The organism is Paracoccus sp. (in: a-proteobacteria) (genome assembly GCF_039808215.1).
Lineage (GTDB): Bacteria > Pseudomonadota > Alphaproteobacteria > Rhodobacterales > Rhodobacteraceae > Paracoccus.
The window spans coordinates 1-20,537 of record NZ_JBDHSP010000056.1 but is presented as its reverse complement, the minus strand read 5'-3'; the positions used below and the strand labels follow the sequence as shown (position 1 = coordinate 20,537).

General features: G+C 63.5%; 21 protein-coding genes and 1 pseudogene. 16 read left to right on the top strand and 6 right to left on the bottom strand.

Annotated elements, in window-relative coordinates; translation table 11 throughout:
* Positions 1-363: 363 nt before the first annotated feature.
* Entirely contained in the window at positions 364-720 is a 357-nt protein-coding gene (locus WMK75_RS14680; RefSeq protein ID WP_068767992.1) for an H-NS histone family protein, read from the bottom strand.
* 390 nt (positions 721-1,110) lie between these two features.
* Here WMK75_RS14680 and WMK75_RS14675 point away from each other — a divergent pair, with 390 nt between their 5' ends.
* On the top strand, positions 1,111-1,515 hold the full coding sequence (locus tag WMK75_RS14675; protein WP_347268378.1) for a single-stranded DNA-binding protein: 405 nt from the start codon (positions 1,111-1,113) through the stop codon (positions 1,513-1,515).
* 352 nt (positions 1,516-1,867) lie between these two features.
* On the opposite strand, the gene WMK75_RS14670 is transcribed toward WMK75_RS14675, so the two are convergent.
* Positions 1,868-3,478, bottom strand: a complete 1,611-nt coding sequence (locus WMK75_RS14670) for a tannase/feruloyl esterase family alpha/beta hydrolase (protein ID WP_347268377.1) — start codon at positions 3,476-3,478, stop codon at positions 1,868-1,870.
* A 12-nt stretch (positions 3,479-3,490) separates the two neighbouring features.
* On the bottom strand, positions 3,491-4,336 hold the full coding sequence (locus tag WMK75_RS14665; protein WP_347268376.1) for a cyclase family protein: 846 nt from the start codon (positions 4,334-4,336) through the stop codon (positions 3,491-3,493).
* Between the two features lie 223 nt (positions 4,337-4,559).
* Between WMK75_RS14665 and WMK75_RS14660 the strand changes: the two genes are divergently transcribed.
* The 12 genes from WMK75_RS14660 (at position 4,560) to WMK75_RS14605 (ending at position 11,864) form a co-directional block, all read left to right on the top strand.
* On the top strand, positions 4,560-5,210 hold the full coding sequence (locus WMK75_RS14660) for a TetR/AcrR family transcriptional regulator (protein ID WP_347268375.1): 651 nt from the start codon (positions 4,560-4,562) through the stop codon (positions 5,208-5,210).
* A 558-nt stretch (positions 5,211-5,768) separates the two neighbouring features.
* Positions 5,769-6,968 (top strand): DUF932 domain-containing protein, encoded by a 1,200-nt coding sequence (locus WMK75_RS14655; RefSeq protein ID WP_076367267.1) that lies wholly within the window; start codon positions 5,769-5,771, stop codon positions 6,966-6,968.
* A 93-nt stretch (positions 6,969-7,061) separates the two neighbouring features.
* The gene (locus tag WMK75_RS14650; RefSeq protein WP_076367269.1) at positions 7,062-7,562 is read left to right on the top strand and encodes a hypothetical protein; all 501 of its coding nucleotides are present in this window, start codon (positions 7,062-7,064) and stop codon (positions 7,560-7,562) included.
* Positions 7,563-7,658: 96 nt separating this feature from the next.
* The gene (locus WMK75_RS14645) at positions 7,659-8,177 is read left to right on the top strand and encodes a DNA repair protein RadC (protein ID WP_076367406.1); all 519 of its coding nucleotides are present in this window, start codon (positions 7,659-7,661) and stop codon (positions 8,175-8,177) included.
* Between the two features lie 97 nt (positions 8,178-8,274).
* Positions 8,275-8,766: a DUF6878 family protein gene (locus WMK75_RS14640; protein WP_273072875.1), complete on the top strand. Its 492-nt coding sequence runs from the start codon at positions 8,275-8,277 to the stop codon at positions 8,764-8,766.
* 10 nt (positions 8,767-8,776) lie between these two features.
* The gene (locus WMK75_RS14635; protein WP_347268374.1) at positions 8,777-9,154 is read left to right on the top strand and encodes a hypothetical protein; all 378 of its coding nucleotides are present in this window, start codon (positions 8,777-8,779) and stop codon (positions 9,152-9,154) included.
* Position 9,155: 1 nt separating this feature from the next.
* Positions 9,156-9,353: a hypothetical protein gene (locus WMK75_RS14630; protein WP_347268373.1), complete on the top strand. Its 198-nt coding sequence runs from the start codon at positions 9,156-9,158 to the stop codon at positions 9,351-9,353.
* A gap of 76 nt (positions 9,354-9,429) precedes the next feature.
* Positions 9,430-9,849 (top strand): hypothetical protein, encoded by a 420-nt coding sequence (locus tag WMK75_RS14625; protein ID WP_347268372.1) that lies wholly within the window; start codon positions 9,430-9,432, stop codon positions 9,847-9,849.
* On the top strand, positions 9,842-10,468 hold the full coding sequence (locus tag WMK75_RS14620) for an antitoxin of toxin-antitoxin stability system (protein ID WP_347268371.1): 627 nt from the start codon (positions 9,842-9,844) through the stop codon (positions 10,466-10,468). The genes WMK75_RS14625 and WMK75_RS14620 overlap by 8 nt, the downstream gene beginning before the upstream one ends.
* Before the next feature lie 83 nt (positions 10,469-10,551).
* The gene (locus WMK75_RS14615; protein ID WP_028095451.1) at positions 10,552-10,953 is read left to right on the top strand and encodes an MbcA/ParS/Xre antitoxin family protein; all 402 of its coding nucleotides are present in this window, start codon (positions 10,552-10,554) and stop codon (positions 10,951-10,953) included.
* Positions 10,950-11,651: an RES family NAD+ phosphorylase gene (locus WMK75_RS14610; protein WP_347268370.1), complete on the top strand. Its 702-nt coding sequence runs from the start codon at positions 10,950-10,952 to the stop codon at positions 11,649-11,651. The genes WMK75_RS14615 and WMK75_RS14610 overlap by 4 nt, the downstream gene beginning before the upstream one ends.
* 36 nt (positions 11,652-11,687) lie before the next feature.
* Positions 11,688-11,864: a hypothetical protein gene (locus WMK75_RS14605; RefSeq protein WP_347268369.1), complete on the top strand. Its 177-nt coding sequence runs from the start codon at positions 11,688-11,690 to the stop codon at positions 11,862-11,864.
* 82 nt (positions 11,865-11,946) lie between these two features.
* Here the strand turns inward: WMK75_RS14605 and WMK75_RS14600 are convergent, their stop codons facing one another.
* The 3 genes from WMK75_RS14600 to WMK75_RS14590 form a co-directional block, all read right to left on the bottom strand.
* On the bottom strand, positions 11,947-12,864 hold the full coding sequence (locus WMK75_RS14600) for a nucleotidyl transferase AbiEii/AbiGii toxin family protein (RefSeq protein ID WP_347268368.1): 918 nt from the start codon (positions 12,862-12,864) through the stop codon (positions 11,947-11,949).
* A complete protein-coding gene (locus WMK75_RS14595; RefSeq protein ID WP_347268367.1) occupies positions 12,854-13,666 on the bottom strand; it encodes a type IV toxin-antitoxin system AbiEi family antitoxin domain-containing protein in 813 nt (270 codons plus the stop codon). The genes WMK75_RS14600 and WMK75_RS14595 overlap by 11 nt, the downstream gene beginning before the upstream one ends.
* Positions 13,667-14,039: 373 nt before the next feature.
* Positions 14,040-14,336, bottom strand: a complete 297-nt coding sequence (locus WMK75_RS14590) for a hypothetical protein (protein ID WP_018065918.1) — start codon at positions 14,334-14,336, stop codon at positions 14,040-14,042.
* Between the two features lie 178 nt (positions 14,337-14,514).
* On the opposite strand from WMK75_RS14590, the gene WMK75_RS14585 reads away from it, so the two are divergent.
* The 3 genes and pseudogenes from WMK75_RS14585 to WMK75_RS14575 all read left to right on the top strand — a co-directional run.
* Positions 14,515-18,891: a bifunctional class I SAM-dependent methyltransferase/DEAD/DEAH box helicase gene (locus WMK75_RS14585; protein ID WP_347268366.1), complete on the top strand. Its 4,377-nt coding sequence runs from the start codon at positions 14,515-14,517 to the stop codon at positions 18,889-18,891.
* A gap of 3 nt (positions 18,892-18,894) precedes the next feature.
* Positions 18,895-19,926, top strand: coding sequence for a toprim domain-containing protein (locus WMK75_RS14580; RefSeq protein ID WP_347268365.1), 1,032 nt, complete (start codon positions 18,895-18,897; stop codon positions 19,924-19,926).
* A 363-nt stretch (positions 19,927-20,289) separates the two neighbouring features.
* Positions 20,290-20,537 (top strand): annotated as a pseudogene (locus WMK75_RS14575) (hypothetical protein); the annotation flags it as partial.

The following is a 20,537-nucleotide window of genomic DNA, read 5'->3' as shown; positions in this document are numbered from 1 at the left end:
CTGACTGCGGGTCCGCGCTGCCAGTCCCCCAGCCGGAGATCGGTTTGCTTGTGGTGCCGGCAGGGTCGCTTGACAGCCGGCTCGACATACGACCCAACGCGCATATCTGTTGTTCCAGTCGCGCAAACTGGGACAACGACCTGCCCTCCATCGAAAGGATTGATGGGCTTCCCGGCTGAACGGCCGAACTGATGATGCATTTCGGTCAACAACCAGTCGACAAGGACGCGACTATTGGCTTCGTCCGCACTACCGACCTCGGACCGCCAAAAAACGCTGCGGGTTGCATGAATGGCCGCTTCGGTGAATCAGTGGAGCGGCTCAGCGACGACCGGTTAGGGGCCGATCGCGTCGCTTCTACTCTCAACGTAAAGTTAGTTCACTTGCGGTGCTACCCGCCTCCAACGCCTCAACGAACCACTGTGGTTTGCGCCCCCGGCCAGACCACGTGAGCGTCGGGTTGTCAGAGTGCCGGTATTTCGCCGCTGCCGGTGCACGGGAGGATTTCGTCTCGGGGTCGACAAGTTCGGCCAGGGAGTAGCCCAGATCCCGGGCGAGGGCTTCCACCTTGGCGCAAGCTTCCGCCTTGTGCCGATCCTCGAATGTGGCAATCGCCTTGGCGACGTCCTTCTGCAATTTCTTCAGCTCGCTGAGCGACAGTACCTCGAGATCGAAAGCAGCCGTTGGTGCGGTCCGTGTCCTGGATTTCCCGGTATCGATATCCCATCGCGGTAGGGCCCTGCATTTCTCGTCAGGCAAGGGCAGGGGTGAGAGCTGGAGATAGCCACTTTGGCCGCTAGCGGTGTGCTGGGCTTGGGGTAAAGCAGTCCCGATGGGCAAGAGGACATGGTCTGGCATGGGCTCCCTGCATCTCTCTGTCTCCTGGGTCATCCCTTCGACTGACAATCCCCTAATCCCGTTCGGGCTCCTGCGCGCAACCCCGCGTCAGTCCGGGCCGTGTTGGCCGCCTTTGGCGTCCTGCCCGCTCCACCCCGGTCCTCTGGGGGTGTCCGGTGTCCATGCTGTCCACCGTGCACGCGTCACCCGACGGGCTTTTTCAGGGTCTTGTCGAAGGGACGGTCCCGAAGACAGGAAAAACAGGAGCTTATCATGCAGAACATCGTCATCCTCGCCGGCAACATCGGTCAGACCCCCGAAGTCCGCACCACCCAGAGCGGCACCAAGATCACCAACTTCAGCCTCGCCACCTCGCGTCCCCGCCTCTCGGAAGGCCGTGTGATGCGCGACGAAAACGGCTACCGGGTCATGGACACCGAATGGCACCGCATCACCTGCTTCAACGGACTCGGCAAGACGGTCGCCGAGCATTGCGAAAAGGGGATGAAGGTCCTCGTCCACGGCCGCATCCACTACACCAAGTGGATCGACAGCATGGGGAACGACCGCTACGGCTGCGAGATCATCGCCGAGAAGGTCGACTTCCTGAGCCGCCCGAAGTCGGCCGAGAACGAAAACCCCGAGCTGGTCGACCGCGACGAGGAGATCCCGTTCTGAGGAACGGGGTCTCCCCCTCGGGCCCGGCGGGGAAACCCGCCGGGTTCGCTGCACAGCCGCAAGTCAGCTTCGAGCCCTTTTCCGACGATCGCCATTTCCCCGCTGCGTGAGCACGCCGCGAAGCGGCGCAAAAGCTCGACTAGGGCGAAGCTGCACTGCAGCAGGAGAAGCGGACGCCCAATCCCTGTTGCATCATCGCCATCTGCCGAATTGGTGAAGCACGGCGTGAAGCGGGGAAATAGCAATGCGGTGGATGCAACGTACTTGCGGCTATCCAAGGTGATGGACATAAGTGCGGCGTGGCGCGATGGCCCGGCTTCGCGCCGGGCCACCAGTTTCCATTTTAGTCAACTTAGTCACAGACAATTGACGCGCCTTTCCAGCTGCAGCTCATGCCCGGTTTCGGTGCGTAGGCTGCAAGACCGCGCCACGGTGTGAGGTCGGCGGCAGCGTTTGCGCTCTCATAGGGTTGAACGGCACGGACCGTTGTCACAGTCGCATCTTTCGGTGCGGTCTCGTAGGCCACGTCAACCGCAGCGGGTCGGGTGCCGTCTTCTACCCAGGTCATCAGGCCGCTCAGGAAATCGGCATGCACGGGTACGGGACCGCCGGCACAGTGATAGGCTCCCGGGACCATGTAGAGCGCCAGCATGTCGCCCGCCGCTGCACCCAACTGCTGGCGCACGCCCGCGACATAATTCAGTGTCGAGAGCGGCGAGGACCCGCTATCTGCCCATCCCTGCCAGATCACCAACTTGCCACCAGCCCGTTCGAACGGCCCGAGATCGGTATCGGTCGGGTCGTAGAGGCGGCTCAACCCAGTGATCCGGTCAAAGCCCTCGGCGGTGAAGGCAATCTCATCGGGACGTAGCCCCGCGCCGGGATCGAAGCTGGCCAGAAACATCGGGAAGTCCCAGCTCCAGGTTGCCTCACCGGCGGTGGCGGGACCCATCTTGGCCAGGGGGTCGGACGGGATCAGTGATCCAATCCAGGCGCGTTCAGAACCCTTCGGAAAGCCGCCAGCAAACAATGCTTCGCCGCTGTCGGATACCGGACCCTGCCAGACTTTCGTCACGACTGCCGCTTGAGCGGGCGTCAGGCAGCCTGGGTTGTCCGCACCCTTGCAGATCAGGCTATCGGCGGTGAAGGTGCAACTCCTCGGATCGGCGATCAGCCCGTCATCCCCGGCGCAAGCGGCCAGAACTGCATCGGCGAGAGCGGGGATCTTGTCGGCGGTGAGGATCGGCATCCCGTCCGGCCCGGTGTTGGCCCGTGCGTTCCAAGCATGCCAGACAGTATTCGTCGCCACCATATCAATGGTTGGTGCGCCGGACAGGATGCCGTCGAAATCCTCCGGGTAACGCTGAGCGACCTGAAGCGCCTCGCGACCGCCGTTGGAACAGCCGCTGAAATAGGAATATTCGGGAGGCGTCCCGTAGAAATCGGCGATCAGAGCTTTGGCCACCACCGCCGTCTTGTGGGTGGCCGCATAGGCGAGGTCAATCACCGCACCCGGATTGCCCTCGGCCCAGAGCCCGTCGGCGAACCATTTCGCAGATCGCTCATGGCCCAGATTGGAGGAGGCGATCACCATATCTCCGGATTCGAGCGGCGCGCAGCCAGAGGTCTGACGGCTGGAGGTACTGGTCACGGCGCGGCCGCAATAGCCGCCGCAGCCCAGCTGCAGATATCTGCCGGACCAACCGGCAACGGGCAATTTGACCTCGAAACGAACCGATGGGGCAGCATAGCCGGTCACCACGCAGGTCGCGCGGCCGTCGATTTCGGTCTCCTCCGCCGCATCGAGACGGAACCGGACATCGTCGCGGCGAGAATAGTCGTGGCCGAGCAGGCTTTCACAACTGTCCGAGGCCTCTCTGGCGGGAATCTCCCGCGCAGAGACGGCCGACACCGACAGGCCAAGCGACGCAATGAACAAGACGGAAAAAAGCAGTCTCAACATGATTTCCTCCCTTCAGTGAAAGGCGACGATGCGGGACGGCCCGCCGCTGGCGCCCGCGACCTTGGGGCCGCCAACGAACAGCCACGCCCCGGCCTCGGGCACGGTGTCGAGCGCGGTGAGGCATTCGACGCCCCAGCGACCCGAGCCGAGCCAGGCGTAGTGGACCGGAAACTCGCCTGATCCCAGACCGCGGTCGAGCGACAGCGTATCGACACCGATGCCCTTCACGCTGCGGGTTTCGATCAGCAGCGCCGCGGCCTCGGGGTGGAAGCCCGGCGTGTGGTTCAGCCCCTTGTCGTCACGGCCGGTGAAGCGCGGCTCGCGCAGATGTGCCGCCCAACCCGAGTTCATCACCACGCAGGCGCCCTCGGGGATCGGACCGTTGCGGGCCTCCCAGGCGGCGATGTCCTCGGGGGTCAGGTAGGCGTCGGGATCGTCGGCGGCCCTGGCGCGGATGTCGATCACCGCCAGCGGGCACAGCAGGTCGGTCACCGGGATCAGGTCCGCGGTCAGGCCGTCCTCGGAGAAGTGGATCGGCGCGTCCAGATGTGTGCCGGTGTGCTCCATCAGCGTCCAGCGGTTCAGGTTGACCCTGTCCTTGGCCCAGGTCACCGGGTGCTCCATCTCGAACCACTTGTCGCCCGAGAAGGTCGGAAACCCCTCGTAAAGCGTGTGGGTCATGTCGGTCACCTCGCTGAAGGTGATCGGTCCGGCGGCCGCGGCGCGGGCCCGGCCGGTGCCGGCAAGCGCCCCGCCGATCCCGGCTGCTGCCCCGAGGCCAAGCGTGAAGCCCGCCTTCAGCAGCCCCCGCCGTGTGGCCTGTTCGCAGATCTTGTGCATGCAATTCGGTGGGCACATGTCCGTTTCCCCTCCTCAAGAGTTCGGTTGTCCGCGGCGCCTCCCTGCGCCGGACGGATGCGGGGCACCCAAGCCGCCGCCCCTGTCGGGCCGATGCCGGCATGTCCCAAATCCAAATTGTCCGTATGGGTTAAATTGTGTCAAGACTTTTTATAGCGGCGGCGTCCCTGCCGATGTGCCAAGGTGCGGTCAGATCTCGACGAAGCGGACCGGGCGGCGCAGCATGGAAGACGGACAACGGCAGAAAGGCTGGAAGAAGAACCCGGCGGGGGTGCGGGAGGACATCCTGACGGTGGCGAGCGAGATGTTCGCGCAGGGCGGGCTGTCCGGAACCCGCATCGAGGACATCGCCACCCGGACCCGCACCTCGAAGCGGATGATCTACTACTATTTCGGCAGCAAGGACGGCCTGTACCTACAGGTACTGGAAACGGCCTATGACAAGGTGCGCGCCGCCGAGGGCGAACTCGACCTCGCCGCGCTGCCGCCCCGTGAGGCGCTGATTCGGCTGGTGACCTCGACCTTCGATGGCCATGCCCGCGCCCCCGAATTCATCCGCCTCGTCATGATCGAGAACATCCACATGGCGAAAACCCTGCGCCGGTCCGAGGCAGCGCGGGCCCACAACGCCGCGGTGATCCGGCTGATCGAGGACCTGCTGCGGCGGGGCGAGGCGGCGGGGGTATTCAGGCCCGGCCTAGAGGCCACGGTCCTGCACTGGCAGATCAGCGCGCTGTGCTTCTTTAACGTCTCCAACCGGCCGACCTTCTCGACCATGTTCGGCGACGCTCTCTATGGCGACGCCGGGCAGGCCCTGCTGCGCGATAAGGTCGTCGAAATGATCCTCGCAACCGTCTGCACAGGCTCCAGATGAACGACTATCAGCCGCGCCTTTCGGGATGACTTTGCGCGTTAGGATGGCTTGGAAATCGACTTTGCACCAATAGCTTATGACTCACCCGGGCTGGCAGCCAGCCAAAGCTGACCTGTGATCGAATTATCGGCTTGCGGCAAAACCTTTGGAATCCAAGGCGCTCTAGCGCGGTCAGGAAACGAGCAATTTGCTGCGCTCGGCAGCTCCACCGACGCCGTGGGCTACAGTATCGATTCGCGAGTATCTCGACAACACTTCCGAAGTGATTGAACTCGATGTGAGTGACACCGCGATGATGTCCCGCGGCGTGGTGTAGCTTACGACGGCCCTCGCGCTCACCGGCCGGCCGAGCTTGTCAGTCGCGCTGCGCTGCAGGCAGGCTAACCACGACATCATCGCAGACAGGAGCGCGACGGGGACGGCATAGGCGAATTCGACAGGTTTGTCCGCATTGCTGCCACTCGCGCTCGGGCTGAAGAGCGAGAGAAGGGCCGGTTTCCGGGTGACAGGTTGATGGCTGGGAGAGTGGCTCCCGGCGCCTGTCACGGAGGAATGCCGATGGGCGTTGTGGAAGTTCTGGATCCGGTCGCACCGGCGCGGGCTGGTGGCTGGAAAGTAGATGTGAGCCGGGGCGACCGGAACGGGCGGGTGTCGTCCGAATGGTTCAATCGGCCGGATGATGAGCGGTACCTGTCGCTCGACGATCTCTGGGCCAATGTGAAGGGTCGCTCCGAGCGCAGCCGCAGCCGGGTAGTTCAGACAGCCGACATCCGGGTCGAGGCCGCGCGCGACGGCGCCGAGCGATTGCATTTGGTCCTGCCGAAAGCCAAGGCGCCGGTCGCGCCCACGCATTGGGCCTTCGGCCAGCTTGCCAGCATCGTCGGCGCGCCGGCCTCCTACCTGCGGCAGTTGCCCGCGCCGCTGGCGGGGATCAACCTGCAATACGGCCTGACCAACCACCGCGCCGAGCAGGTGAAGACTTTCGAGACGGAAGACGGCCGGACCGAACTGCGTGCCGTGACCGGTCCCGACTACGGTCGCATCCATGACTTCGAGCTTGTCGAGGCGGTGCAGCGCATCGCGGGCAATGGCACGGGTGACACGCGCTGGAAGGTGCCGGGCGTGCTCGACTGGTCGACCGGGGTCTACAACCCCGATGTCGAGATCAGCCGCGACACGACCACGCTCTACGCCTCGGACCGCGATGTCTTCCTGTTTCTGGTCGACGACCGCAATCCGATCGAGGCGGGCCGGTTGCCCGACGGCTCCCCCGATTTCTACTTCCGGGGATTTTACTGCTGGAACTCCGAGGTGGGCGCGAAGACCCTCGGTATGGCGAGCTTCTACTTGCGGGCGGTGTGCCAGAACCGGAACCTGTGGGGCGTCGAGGATTTCCAGGAGATCAAGATCCGCCACTCGAAATACGCCGCCTCGCGCTTTGCACATGAGGCCGCGCCCGCGTTGACGCGGTTTGCCAATTCCTCGCCGCAGGGGTTCGTGAACGGCATCAAGGCGGCGCGCCAGCAGATCGTGGCGCGCAGCGACGAGGACCGCGCGGATTTCCTGCGCAAGCGCGGTTTCTCGAAGGCCGAATCCGGCAAGATTATCGAGAAGGTGCTGATGGAGGAAGGCCGCCCGCCCGAGAGCATCTTCGATTTCGTGCAGGGGATTACCCGGCTTGCGCGCGACAAGACCCAGCAGGACGCCCGCCTTGATATGGAAGGGCGCGCCAAGAAGCTTCTCGACCGCGTTGGTTGAGGTGGCGACCGGAGGCGATATCGCCTCCGGTCTCGTTCCTGTTTCATCGATCTGCTACTGTGCCCGACACGATTAGGTGTTGGAAGTACGCGCATGGACGAAATTGATTGGTCAGATCGTGCATTTTATGATGACGGTGAATGGGTTACCTGGTCGGAAATCGACGAGCAGCTTCGCTACAAGGAGTGGGGCGCAAAATACCCGAACGCGATCCGGTCTATGATCCCATATTTTGAGGATCTCCTGTCCCTCGCGGAAAGCTATCACCTCGAGACCGGCCTTCACCTCTCTGTCTACGGCGATATCGGTGAGCTGTTCGGTGCTATCACGTACGGTATCAAGCTGAACAAGACCTATGCCCAGGGTGCTGACGGAAGACTTGGCAATGATCATGTCGAGGTCAAGACCATTACGCCATTCAAGACAAAGGATGTGGTCGTGGTCGATACAAATGGGCATTTCAACAAGCTCTTGGTTGTAAAGATCAACGAGGATTTTCAGGTCTCGGGTCGGATGATCGACCGAAAAGATCTTCCAAAGCGCGAAGGGCGCTACTTGCGGGTTCGATGGGGCGATTTACCAACGCCGAAATGATCGGCCCGATCAGCGACAGAGAGTCCGAGGGGGCGGTTTGGTCTTTGACGGTTTGAAGCGGGGAGAGAGGCTCTCCGCACCGTTGGAGATATGCCCATGTTCGACCTTACTCTCCAAACTCAGCCGGAAACACAGAAGACAGGTTTGCCGCCGAGCTTCCTGACCGTTTCTGCAGATCAAGACTTGCCGTTTGCACTCACGACGGCTTGCCATGTGCCCGCGGCTCTCATGTCCGGGCAGGCACACCCCAAGGTACTGGAGCGGTTTGCAACGCTGGCCGACGCCATGCAGGGGGCAATCGTTCATGCCGAAAATGTCACCCCTGAAGACGCGCCGCGCATCCTGGCGATCCTCGATAGGGAGGGCCGCCTCGTTCTGGCCGGCGCTACCTATGATGGCGGGGTCGCATGGTGCCACCCGGTCTCGGATGCCGCCGAAGCCCGCGCCGTCGTGTCCGAGGCCAGCCAGACCCGCGCGCAGGCCATGCGGGCGGCCGAGTGGCATGAACATGGCCTCGCGCGACGGCTGCGGCACCACGCCGACGTTCTCGATGCCCGTCTTGTCGATCCGCTCTGGCGTGTCTTCGCGTCTCGCGCACTGCAGATCGCGGCGTGACGCCCGAGAGTCAGAGTAGGGCAGGGGAGGATGTGAGCCTAGGAGGACGAGAGAGAGCCTCGGGGTTCAGATCCTTTCCCTCATTTCGGAGTTTTCAATGTCCAAGATCGAACCCACCCTGGCCGCGCCGATGGCGCCGTCCAGGATTGATTTCGCCGCCGTGCTGGCTCGGCAGTCCGAGCGTGACGCGCGGATCGCAGCTTTGCGTCCGGCCAACAAGGAGCGCCTCTTCGATGGCCTGACTGCTGCGGGCATCACACATGTGACTGTGTGTTTCGACGGGTATGGCGACAGCGGTCAGGTTGAGAATATCGCTGCCTACGCTGGCGAGACCGAGGTTGCTTTCCCCAAGACCGAGATCGCCTATACCGCATTGACCTGGGACGACCCGGAGGTCGAAACGCGGGCGCTTTCGCTGGAAGATGTCGTCGAGCAACTGGCCTACGACTTGCTGTCTGACACCCATGGAGGTTGGGAAAACAACGACGGGGCCTACGGTGAGTTCTGCTTCGACGCGAGCGCTCGCTCAATCCACCTAGAGTTCAACGAGCGCTTCACCTCGTCCGAACTCACCACCCACGATTTCTGAGGGGGCGGCGATGGCACATCCGTATCACCACGCCCTGTCCTCGGTGAAGAAATGGGGCGGCACGGTCGACGACTACCTCGCCGTGCATTCCTGGTTCGACCAGAGCAAGGAGATCACTGCCGACTTTCGGCACCGGGCGCTGCGCCACCATGCCGAGGGCATCTTCATGGCCGAGTCGATTTTCGGCGCGACCCTCACGCTCTCGACCGGGCGCGTCATCCCGACCCGCTGGGTCGGCGAGCAGCATGTGAAGGAGGACCTCGGCTTCATCCCGAGCTTCGCCGATTGGGTGAAGGCCATTCGGCCCGAGCCTTGGATGGGTCGAACCGAACGGATCGAGGCACAGGTCGATCCGCATCTCGCTTCTCCCGTGGTCGAGGTCATGTGACATGACCGATCCCACTTATCGACGTCTTGGCTTGCCGCCGACCGCTTCGCCACTGGCAGTGGTTCGCGCGGCGGTTCTGGCGCTGCACCCCGACACGCGCGCTGTTTGCAGTCTCCGGCTGGCGCGCAAGCGCTTCTACCGGCAGATGCTCTGCGCGCATGCCGCACAACAGGCGGCGGGCGACACGCCGACAGGCTGATCGTTCCCAACTACCCCTTCATTCCAATCGATCGCCCGGCCTCCTGGCCGGGTCTTCCCCCATTAAGGAGGCCCCCATGGCGGATTACTTCACCCATTTCTCATGCCTGCTCGACGTCGGCAGCCCCGACAAGGCCGCCCGCGCGCTCGCGCTGTTTCAGGAACTTCGCGCTGCGGATCAGGATGCTGACGACCCAGATGTCGCTGGCTTCGATCTCGTGCAGCAGGATGCCCCCGAGGGCAGCAGCCTCTGGATCCATGATGACGGGAACGGCGATGTCGAAGCCGTCATCCGCTTCGTCCTGCGTATTGCTGAAGAGCTCGACCTCACCGGCCCTTGGGGGTTCCAGTATTCTCTGACCTGCTCTCGGCCACGACTCGACGCCTTTGGTGGCGGCGCGCATGCCATCGATCTCGGTGCGCGCAAATCCATCGGCTGGTCCAGCACGCAAGAATGGCTGGCCGCCGCATTGAACGGGGAGGACATCGATGCCTGAGGTGATCTGCACCACCGTCTACCAGTTCCCCGAACTCTCGGATGCCGCCAAGGAGAAGGCGCGCAGCTGGTATCGCGAGCTTGGCCCCCATGACGATTGGTGGGATGCGGTCTATGAGGATTTTGAGCGGGTCTGCGAGATCCTCGGCATCCGCCTGAAAACCACCTCCGTCCGCTTGATGGGCGGCGGGACTCGGGCCAAGCCCTGCATCTGGTTCTCAGGGTTCTGGAGCCAAGGCGACGGGGCCTGCTTCGAGGGCTACTGGTCCCACGCCAAGGGCGCGTCCGCGCGCATCCTGGACTACGCGCCCACGGATGCTACGCTGCAAGGCATCGCCGACCGACTGCAGGCCATCCAGCGGCGGAACTTCTACCAGCTCGCGGCCGAGGCCAGCCACCGTGGCCGCTACTATCATGAATACACCATGTCGGTGGACGTCACGCGGGACAGCCCGACCTGGCAGCTGCCGACCGAGGACGCGGAAGAGATCGTGACCGAGGCGCTGCGTGATCTGGCCCGCTGGCTCTACCGCCAGCTTGAGGCCGAATACGACCACCTCACGTCGGACGAGGCTATCGAGGAGGGGATCATCGCGAACGCATATACGTTTACTGAATGAGGGCGGCGGCTCGGGTAACAGAGATCAAAGCGCAAGGTTCATTTGATCTTTACAGAAAGTCCATATGGACTATATTGAAGCCAATGGAGGACGCCATGTACGTTGCAGAGAAAATCCGGGAACCCGCACAGATCAACGCTGTCGCGTTGAAAGCTTATGCACGCGTGGCCGATGCTTGGGGTCTCAGTCTCAAGGAAGCGGCTGGCCTTGCCGACATGTCAGAGAGCACGTGGAAGCGCGCCAAGAAGCCGGATTTCGCCGGAGAGCTCACCAAGGACCAACTGCTGCGGCTCAGCGCTGTAATTGGCATCTTCAAGTCGCTCGAACTCTACTTCTCGGAGCCTCTGGCAAAAAGCTGGTTCACCCGACCGAACAAGGGGCCGCTCTTTGGTGGAAGCCGACCAGTCGACACCGCCATCGACGGGGGTTTGCCGCAGATCCTCGCGGTTCGGACCTATCTTGATGCGTTGCGTGGTGGGGCATGAAGCAGACCGAGATTTCCGATCGCGGTCTCGTTCGTCTCCTGCCCGCCACCTACCACAAGCCACCATCGTTGCGCGGTCTCGTCGATACCGATGACGAGATGGAGATCTTGGCAGAGATCGAGGGCCTGACCAGTGGACGTCTACAGGCCGAACGCGGGCGCAACCCGCATCTGGACCCGCGCGAACTCGCTTGGCAACGCCGCAGCCGCGATCTCCGCATCTATGGCGACAGTCATGTCAATGCCGCCTTCACTTACACCCGCGCTGGCGGTAACCGCTTCAACACCGAGGAGCGAGGTGCCTGGTATTGCGCATGGGATGTGATGGTTTCTGTCAGCGAAGTGGCCTGGCACCGCACACGCGAACTCGGCTTTACCGGCAGCTTCCACGACAGCGCCCGCTATGTGGAATTGCTGGCCGACTTCATCGGCGTCTTCAACGACATGACCGATGAGGCAGGTCATCCGGCGCTGCATCCGGATCCGGCTGTCGGGTATCCCGAGGGCCAAAGCCTGGCACAGCATCTGCGTCGGGGCGGATCCAAGGGCCTGATTTACCCTTCGGTCCGGGCTCCTGCACCGGGCGGGAATTGCCTGGTCTGCTTCGAGCCCCACGCAATTCAGAACGTTCGTCCGGGCGCGTCTTGGGATCTTGTTTGGGATGGGACACCGCACTACTCGATTGCGGCTGTCAGCTAATCCGCAAAACCGTAATTGCCCCGGAGGCCTATAAGGATGGCAACGCCTGATATTGAAAGCCCTGACCGCACCGATCTCAAGCAGATCGACCATGCGCACTTCTTTGAAGCGATGGACTCGCCGCCTTTGCCGACCGAAGCACTGCGCTCTGCCTTTCGTCGGGCGAAAACGTGGTCATTTCAGCGAAACACAGGGCTTGGAAGCGCCGACTGAGTTCACCCGTCTTCGGCGCCTCCCATCGACGCGATGAGGACGGCCAACGCAAAGCGCCCCTCACGACGGTGATGGCCGTGGCTCAACCCAGGAGCTTCAACAAGGCGTCGCGCTGCGCTGCGTGCTTTTCGGGGTTGTCGCGCTTCAGTTTGTTCAGGTTGAGAAGTTTCCACTTCACGGCCGGTAGGTCAGCGGCCTGCGAACGGTCGATCGCCGCGAAGTCAGGCTCGCCGTCCTGAAGCGTCAGGAGGAACTGCCTCGCCTTGTCATCGAGCCTCGATTGCAGATCGGCGACCAACTTGAGGCGCGTCGCCAAAAGCGTAGCGAGCGGGACGGGTGTTCTGGTCATGCCTTCGAATTCCCGCGCGTAGGGTTGCTCGAGATCGATCAGGTTCGGATCGAGCAGCTCATGCGCCGGGCGCGGCGAACTGGCGACATAGATCAGGAAGGTCTGGAAGAGGTCCTGCGTCAGGCCTTCGTTTTCGTAAAGGAGCGTGACGTCGTAGAGATCCCGGGGATGCTGCCTGTCCAGGGCGGCGTGCAGCTTTCCCGCGAACAGGTCCTCGAACGAGACGATCTGCATTTCGGCATAGCCATAGGCATCCTCCACGGCGGCAGAGACTGTCCGGACTTCCGGATCGTGGACCACGCCCCGGGTCACGGGCGAGGTTTCGATCTTGATCTCGGCATTGTCCAGGCGCGCCAGGAGCCGGGTGGCTCCGCCGCCGCCCCCTTGGATGCGCTGCGATTTCGCGCCTCGGATTCCGGTCTCGATGGAAGCCGCAATGCGATCCATCGCGGCGTTGATCTCGTCCAGGCTCTCGGCGCGTTCCTTGATTGGCAGGTAAGTCAGGTCGATGTCGACCGACAGCCGAGGCAGGTCGCGGTAGAAGAGGTTGATGGCCGTCCCGCCCTTGAGCGCGAAGACGCTTTCGCCCGCGACATGGGGCAGGACGCGCACCAGGAGCGCAACCTGGGCTTCATAGGTCTCACGCGCCATTTTCGGCCTCCGGTTTCACGAATTCTTCCGGCACCATGATCCGATAGCGCGGGTGGATCTTGCCGCCCTGGACCAGAGCCCGGTCGCCGCTGCCGAGGTCGAATGCCTGCGGGTCGATCCGTTTGCGCCAGGGATGATCGTGGCGGTCCGCGAAGACGAAGAACAGGCGCTTGACCTTGATCTTCTGGCACGCTTGCAGGAGGTCGGAAATCAGCCTTGGGCGCAGGGTTGTCAGGCTCTCGAAGACCATGTCGAGCGTGTGGAAACTCTCATGGTGGGGCAACTCGTCCATGGCTTCCAGGATTGCGCGCTCCGGCGTCGACATCGTCAGACCCCAGTCCCATGGCAGGCCAGAATTCTTGCCCTCGATCACGCCCAGCTTCGGATCGGTGAACAAGGAACGGGGGCGGATACTGAAAGAGGCATCCGTCGGCAGTTTGATCAGCCAGTTCGGGACCTTGTCCCCATAGACCCAGACTGGAGCGCTTTCCCCCAGGCGGAGGTAATGGGCATGTCCTTGTTCACCGAGTGCCGTTGTGCTCCCGACATGCAGATCATGACCCATGATATGTTGCATCGAAAGGATGCAGGTCTTCCAGTCGATGCTGTTGGACGCCTGCATATTCGGGACTGGTCGGCGGAAGACACCGCGTGCGATGCGCTCCAGCCAGCCGCGTTTCACATAGTCACGGAAGCTCTCATAGGCGATGCCCTGCGAGACGAGCCATGCCGCGTCGACCAGATACCCGGCGGGTACGGCATCGAGCACTTTCTTCAGATTCTGTGACCTTGCGGTGTCCATGATACCTAAAGTGACAGATTTTCAAAGAGACATCTACAGTTTTCTTTGATGAAAATGCTTTTCCGGCGTTATGGACGCTCCTATCTCACCATTTCCAAAGAACTTAGGGACTAGCCCCAAGGGGAGGGAGATCTGAAGACGCTGGGTTGAGAGACGGCTACGACTTGCGGTGGTTACCGAAGGTCGCAGCGGTGCACATCCCGGCGTGCCGCCGGAACCAGACCTTGGTCCTTCGGACAGGAGCTTGACCGAGGCTGATGTCCCGAAGGGCCAGTCTGCCAACCTACAGGTTGGCAGCTGCGCTCGGTTTGCCAAACTATGATGTGGCAAAAAGCTGGACGATCGCACAGAGCGTCACTAGCCGGTGCGGTGCTCACTTATTCCCGTCGATCCACTTCGACATGAGCCCCTTGTCGCGGAAGCATTCGTCTGGAACGGCGCACCGTTTGATCCGGGCGAGCTTCTCAGCGAAGGCCACTTGCCTGGAGGTGGGCAGCTGGTCCATGTCCGATACGGGCTTCAGCCGGGCCTGAGCCTCGATCCAGGCGCTCAAAGATCGCCGGTCTTGCTGAACTTCCCAGGGCAGGAGCGTCCGGTTGCGCTGCGCGAGCGATCGCGCATAGGCGATCTGCTTGGGCGTTGCCGGCAGGGCGTGCGTGGTGATTTCCATGGTGGAACCCCCTTTCTGGCTTGGCTCAGAATATAGAACATAACAAGAACAAAATCAAGCCGAGCTTCCGGGACGCGTCAGATTCGAGAGGGAGAGAGGGGCCGGGAAAGATCAGGTCCGAGGCTGCCCGAGAGAGGGTGTCCGGGCCTGATCCTGTCCTTCATTCCGGAGTTTCCCGATGACCCATCTTGCCCCTGTTGCGCAGGCGTCCTTGCCTGCGCCCATTGTTCCGTTGGCAGCAAATCCTGCCCCTGCGATCGTTGCTGTTGCCGAAGCGCTGCAGCCCGATCTGGCGCAAGGGCTTCAGATCGACGCGCTGCGCCTCCGCCGCGAGATGGAACATGCCTTTGGCGGTTCCGATGCGACCGGTGCTTGGGACTGGAAGCTCGCCTATGAGGCGGGCGAGGTGGCGCTGATCCTCTTTCTGCGAAAGTTCGGTCGGGCGCTGCTTGCGCGTGCCGGCTCGCCTGCGGCGCTCTTGCCGATCCTCGCCAAGGTGGCAGGCCTCTTGCCCACGCACACCCGGCGGTCGGAAGAGATGGAGCGCTTTCAGCAATTCTCGACGCCGCTGCCCATGGGGCTCGCGGCTGTGGCGGCAGCACAGATCACGCCCTATGATCTTGTCCTAGAGCCGTCTGCCGGGACCGGGCTTCTGGCGATCCTCGCCGAGATCGCCGGCGGCGCTCTGGCTCTCAACGAGTTGGCGGACACCCGCGCCGACCTTCTTCGCTTGCTGTTCCCGGGCCGACCGGTCACGGGGTTTGATGCCGCACAGATCGACGATCATCTCGATGTCTCCTCAAGTCCGAGCGTCATCCTGATGAACCCGCCCTTCTCGGCCCAAGCCAATGTCGTTGGTCGGTCGACCGAGGCGACGGCCCGGCATCTGCGCTCGGCCCTCGCGCGTCTGGCCCCCGGCGGACGGCTCGTCGCCATCACAGGGGCCGGTTTCGCGCCGGATGCGCCGGCCTGGGCCGAGACCTTCGGCCGTCTGACCGAGACGGCCCATCTCGTCTTCACCGGCGCGGTGTCGGGCGCAGCTTTCGCCAAGCACGGCACCAGCTTCGAAACGCGGATTTCTGTCTTCGATAAATGCCGCGGCGGCGAGCCGGGCGGCATCACCGCAGACCTGCGCCAACCCACATCCCCGGACGTGGCACATCTGATGTCTCGGGTCACTGCCGAGGTTCCGCCGCGCCTCGAACTGGATCCAGCTCCTGCTGCGGGGCAGGGCCATTCTTCCCCCTTTCCGGGAAATTCTCACCTCACCACCCGCAAACCCGCCAGCCGATCGCACGCGACCTCTGCAGCCAATCCGGCGAAGCCTGAAACCCAGATTGAGGCCGAGGAACTGGACTACGCTCTCCGCGACGCCGCCGAGGACGAAGATGCCGCACGGCTGTCCGACGCGATCTACGAGACCTTCCGTCTGCAGGCTATCGACATCCCAGACGCCGCATCGCACCCGACCAAGCTTGTGCAATCGGCGGCCATGGCCTCTGTCGCACCCCCGAAACCGAGCTATCGCCCCAAGTTTCCGGCGACCATCCTGCGCGACGGCCTGCTGTCAGACGCGCAGCTCGAGACCGTCATCTATGCGGGGGAGGCGCATGGCGCGCATCTCACTGGGTCTTGGACCGCGGATGAGACCGGAGACGTGGTCTCCGCTGCACCGGACGATGCCGCTGACGCCGTCCGCTTCCGCCGGGGTTTCTTCCTCGGCGATGGCACCGGGGCGGGCAAGGGCCGCCAGTCGGCCGGGATCCTGCTCGACAACTGGGCCCGAGGAAGACGCAAGGCGCTGTGGATCTCAAAGAGCGACAAGCTGCTGGAAGATGCGCAGCGCGACTGGTCGGCGCTCGGGCAGGAGCGCCTGCTGGTCACGCCGCACTCGCGCTTTGCCCAAGGCCGCGACATCCCGCTAACCGAGGGCATTCTCTTCACCACCTATGCGACGCTGCGTTCGGAAGAACGAGGCGGGAAGAAATCCCGTGTCGACCAGATCGTCGACTGGCTCGGGGCAGATTTCGACGGGGTGATCCTCTTCGACGAAAGCCATGCCATGGCGAATGCGGCCGGCGGCAAAGGCGAGCGGGGCGATACCATGGCCTCGCAGCAGGGCAGGGCGGGTCTGCGCCTGCAGCACAAACTTCCGAATGCCCGCGTAGTCTATGTCTCGGCCACGGGCGCGACGACGGTCCACAACCTTGCCTATGCTCAGCGTCTCGGGCTCTGGGGCGGGGAGGATTTCCCCTTTCGGACCCGGTCGGAATTCGTGGAAGCCATCGAGGCTGGCGGTGTCGCGGCGATGGAGGTTCTGGCCCGCGACCTCCGGGCGCTCGGCCTCTATACGGCGCGCTCGCTGTCCTATGACGGTGTCGAATACGAGATGCTGGAACACGCACTGACCCCGGAGCAGCGCGGCATTTACGATGCCTATGCCGGGGCATTCGCCATCATCCACAATAACCTGACCGCGGCCTTGGAGGCGGCGAACATTTCCGGCGACAGCGGCACGCTCAACCGCCAGGCCAAGTCCGCAGCGCGGTCAGCCTTCGAGAGCGCGAAACAGCGCTTCTTCGGCCATTTGCTCACCTCGATGAAGACCCCCACGCTGATCGCATCCATCGATGCAGATCTGGCTGCGGGTCACGCGGCGGTCATCCAGATCGTCTCGACGGGTGAGGCGCTGATGGAACGCCGCCTGTCGGAGATCGCAACCGACGAATGGAATGATATCCGGTGTGACATCACACCCAGGGAATACGTCCTGGACTACCTCGCCCATTCCTTCCCGGTGCAGCTCTACGAGCCTTTCACCGACAGCGAGGGCAACCTCTCGTCACGCCCCGTCACGCGCGACGGCCAACCGGTGGAGTGCCGCGAAGCCGTCCGACGGCGCGATGCGCTGATCGAAAAGCTGGCTTCGCTGCCACCGGTGCCGGGTGCGCTCGACCAGATCGTCCAGCGCTTCGGCACGGATCTCGTGGCCGAAGTCACCGGGCGCTCGCGGCGCATCGTGCGCAAGGGCGAAGGGCATTCCGCACGGCTCGTGGTGGAGAACCGGGCTGGAGCCGCGAACCTCACTGAGACCCAAGCCTTCATGGATGACGAAAAGCGAATCCTGATCTTCTCGGATGCCGGCGGCACCGGGCGCAGCTATCACGCCGATCTCGGGGCGAAGAACCAGCGCTTGCGGGTCCATTACCTCTTGGAGCCCGGCTGGAAGGCAGATGCGGCGATCCAGGGCCTCGGGCGCACCAACCGCACCAATCAGGCGCAGCCGCCGCTGTTCCGGCCGGTGGCCACGGATGTGAAGGCGGAGAAGCGGTTCCTGTCGACCATTGCGCGACGTCTCGACACGCTTGGCGCCATCACGCGCGGCCAGCGTCAGACCGGAGGGCAGGGGTTGTTCCGCCCCGAGGATAACCTCGAGTCGCCCTACGCCCGTGACGCCCTGCGCCAGCTTTACCGCCGCATCTATCGCGGCGATCTGGCCGGATGTTCGCTCGGGGCTTTCGAGGATGCGACCGGGCTCAGCCTGACCGATGATAACGGGCTGAAGGATGACCTGCCGCCGATCACGACCTTCCTCAATCGCCTGCTGGCGCTGACGATCGACATGCAGGCCGTGCTGTTCGCGGGTTTCGAGGAGCTGCTCGATCAGAGAATTGAGTGCGCCATCGCCGCCGGGGTCTATGATCTCGGGCTCGAGACGCTGCGCGCCGAGAGCTTCCGCGTCACGGATGCCCGGGTGATCTACACCCATCCCGGCTCCGGCGCAGAAACCCAGCTCCTGACCATCGCGGAAAAGCGGCGCAACACGCCGACTTCCCTCGCAGATGCGCTCGACTGGCTCGATGACCCGAAGGCACGGCTTCTGATCAACAGCCGCTCAAATCGGGCTGCTGTGCAGGTGCCCGCCACCAGCCTTATGCTGGACGATGGCACGATCGAGCCGCGCCTGCGCCTGATCCGCCTGCTTGATGCCAGCACGGTCCCGGCCAAGGTCATGGAGGACACCCACTGGCTCGAGGCCGACCGCGCGGCCTTCACTGCGGCGTGGACTGCGGAACTGGCCGAGGTGCCGGAGTTTTCGGGCTCCACGCTGCACATCGTGGCGGGCCTGCTGCTGCCGATCTGGAAGCAGCTTCCCCAGGATGAAACCCGCGTCTACCGCCTGCAGACCGATGACGGGCAGCGCATCATCGGCCGCCGCGTCTCGCCTGCCTGGGTCGCGACCACGCTGGCCGCCGATGCGCCCAAGCTCTCGGCCGCGCAGGTCCATGCCCTCGTTCTGGAGGGCAAGACGGTGGTGCGCCTGTCGGAAGGGATGGAATTGCACCGCTCGCGCGTCATGGGCGCGAACCGGATCGAACTCTCGGGCTTCTCGGAGGCAGCCAAGGATCGGCTCAAGGCCGATGGCTTCTTCTCGGAGATCATCAGTTGGAAGCTTCGGCTGTTCTGCCCGACCGACGCCGATGGTGTCGAGATACTGGATCGTCTGCTTGCACGTTGTCCTGTCGCAAGGCTACATGATCGCGGAGGTTGTTAACCCATGTATTCCGAGACCGAAGACCTCGTGCGCGATCTGGCAGAAAATGCCGAAGGCGTTTGTCGTGCCTACCTTCCCGCCGGACGACAGGAAGGATCCTACTGGATCGTGGGTGACCTGCAAAACAATCCTGGCCGCTCGCTCTTCGTGCGGTTGACCGGGCCCACGTCGGGGCCAGGGGCAGCGGGCAAGTTTAAGGATGGGGCCACAGGCGAGCACGGCGATCTCTTGGACATCATCCGCGCCCGGACGGGGATCACGCGCTTCCCCGACCTTCTCGCCGAGGCCCGAGCGCATCTTGGCCGTCCGCAGCCGGTCGTCCCGGCTAGGCAAGAGCCGAGGAAGGCCAAGGCGCCCGGTGGCACTCCTGCGGCAGCGGCGCGCTTGTTTGCTGCCTCGAACCCGATCACAGGCACGCTTGCTGAGACCTACCTCCGTTCCCGAGGCATCACCCAATTCGGGTCGAACGGCGCCTTACGCTTCCACCCGAAGTGCTGGCATCGGGAAGAGGGGCAGACCCGGAGCATCCCCAGACCGGCAATGATCGCGGCGGTTACCGATGGGGCAGGGGCCGTGCAGGGCGTGCATCGCACCTGGCTGGCGCCTGACGGACAGGGGAAGGCGGCAGTGAATCCAGAGCGTCGGGCTATGGGTCACCTCCTCTGCAATGCTGTCAGGCTCACCCCGCACGATGACATCCTCGTCGTCGGCGAGGGCATCGAGACCATGCTGTCCCTGTCCGAGGCGGCCCCCGGCCTTCCCGTCTGGGCGGCTCTCTCGTCGGGACACCTCGGGGCGGTCCTGCTGCCGGAGCGGCTCCAGCGCCTCTACATCGCCATCGACCGCGATCCGGCTGGGCAACGAGCGGCAGAGAAGTTGAGCGCCATAGCCACCGAGGTCGGGATTGGTTGCCATGTGCTGGAACCGCGGCTCGGGGATTTCAACGATGATCTCCGGGCGAACGGCAAGGTCGCGCTGCGCCAGCATCTGGCAGGGCAGATCAGGCCTGAGGATCGGTATCGCCTGTCCGGCTGAGCAGCATCGCGTAGGGGGCGGTCGGGGATAGCGGGGCAGGGGTGACGGATCCCAGTCGCGGTTCTGGACCGTCGCCTTGCCTCTTCCCGGGCAATCTCATCCACCCGTCACCCACACGGCCTTCAAGAGATGGGCAGGCGGCCGTCAAAGGTGACGCCCCTTCAAGGACGGGGGGCAACTGATTTCCGCCGGCGGCAGAGCCGCCTTTGCATCGCGAGACAAATCAGCCGCCCCCCGTCCTCCTCCACATGCGTTCCGTCCCCGAAGGCGGGGTGAAGGGGCGTCCCCCGTGACGGCTTCCGCAGCCCATGAAGGCCGCGCGGGATGACGCGCGGACGAGACAGGCCCGGAGGCAAGAAACCGATGACGATCCAGACCCACGACGACGCGTATGAACCCGCCCATAGCGCATCCCAGACCGCCCATGCGCTCGACGAGCTTCAGCTCTATGGCTATCGCCCCTTTGACGAGCCCGATCCGCGCCCAATGCCCGATGGGCAGCGGCTCGCCGTCGCCGTCGCCGACATCTTCGACGCCCTCGTCGCGACCCTGGAAGACACCCGTATGGAACCCGACCTCGAAGAGGTGCTCTGGGGCCAGGTCAACCTCTT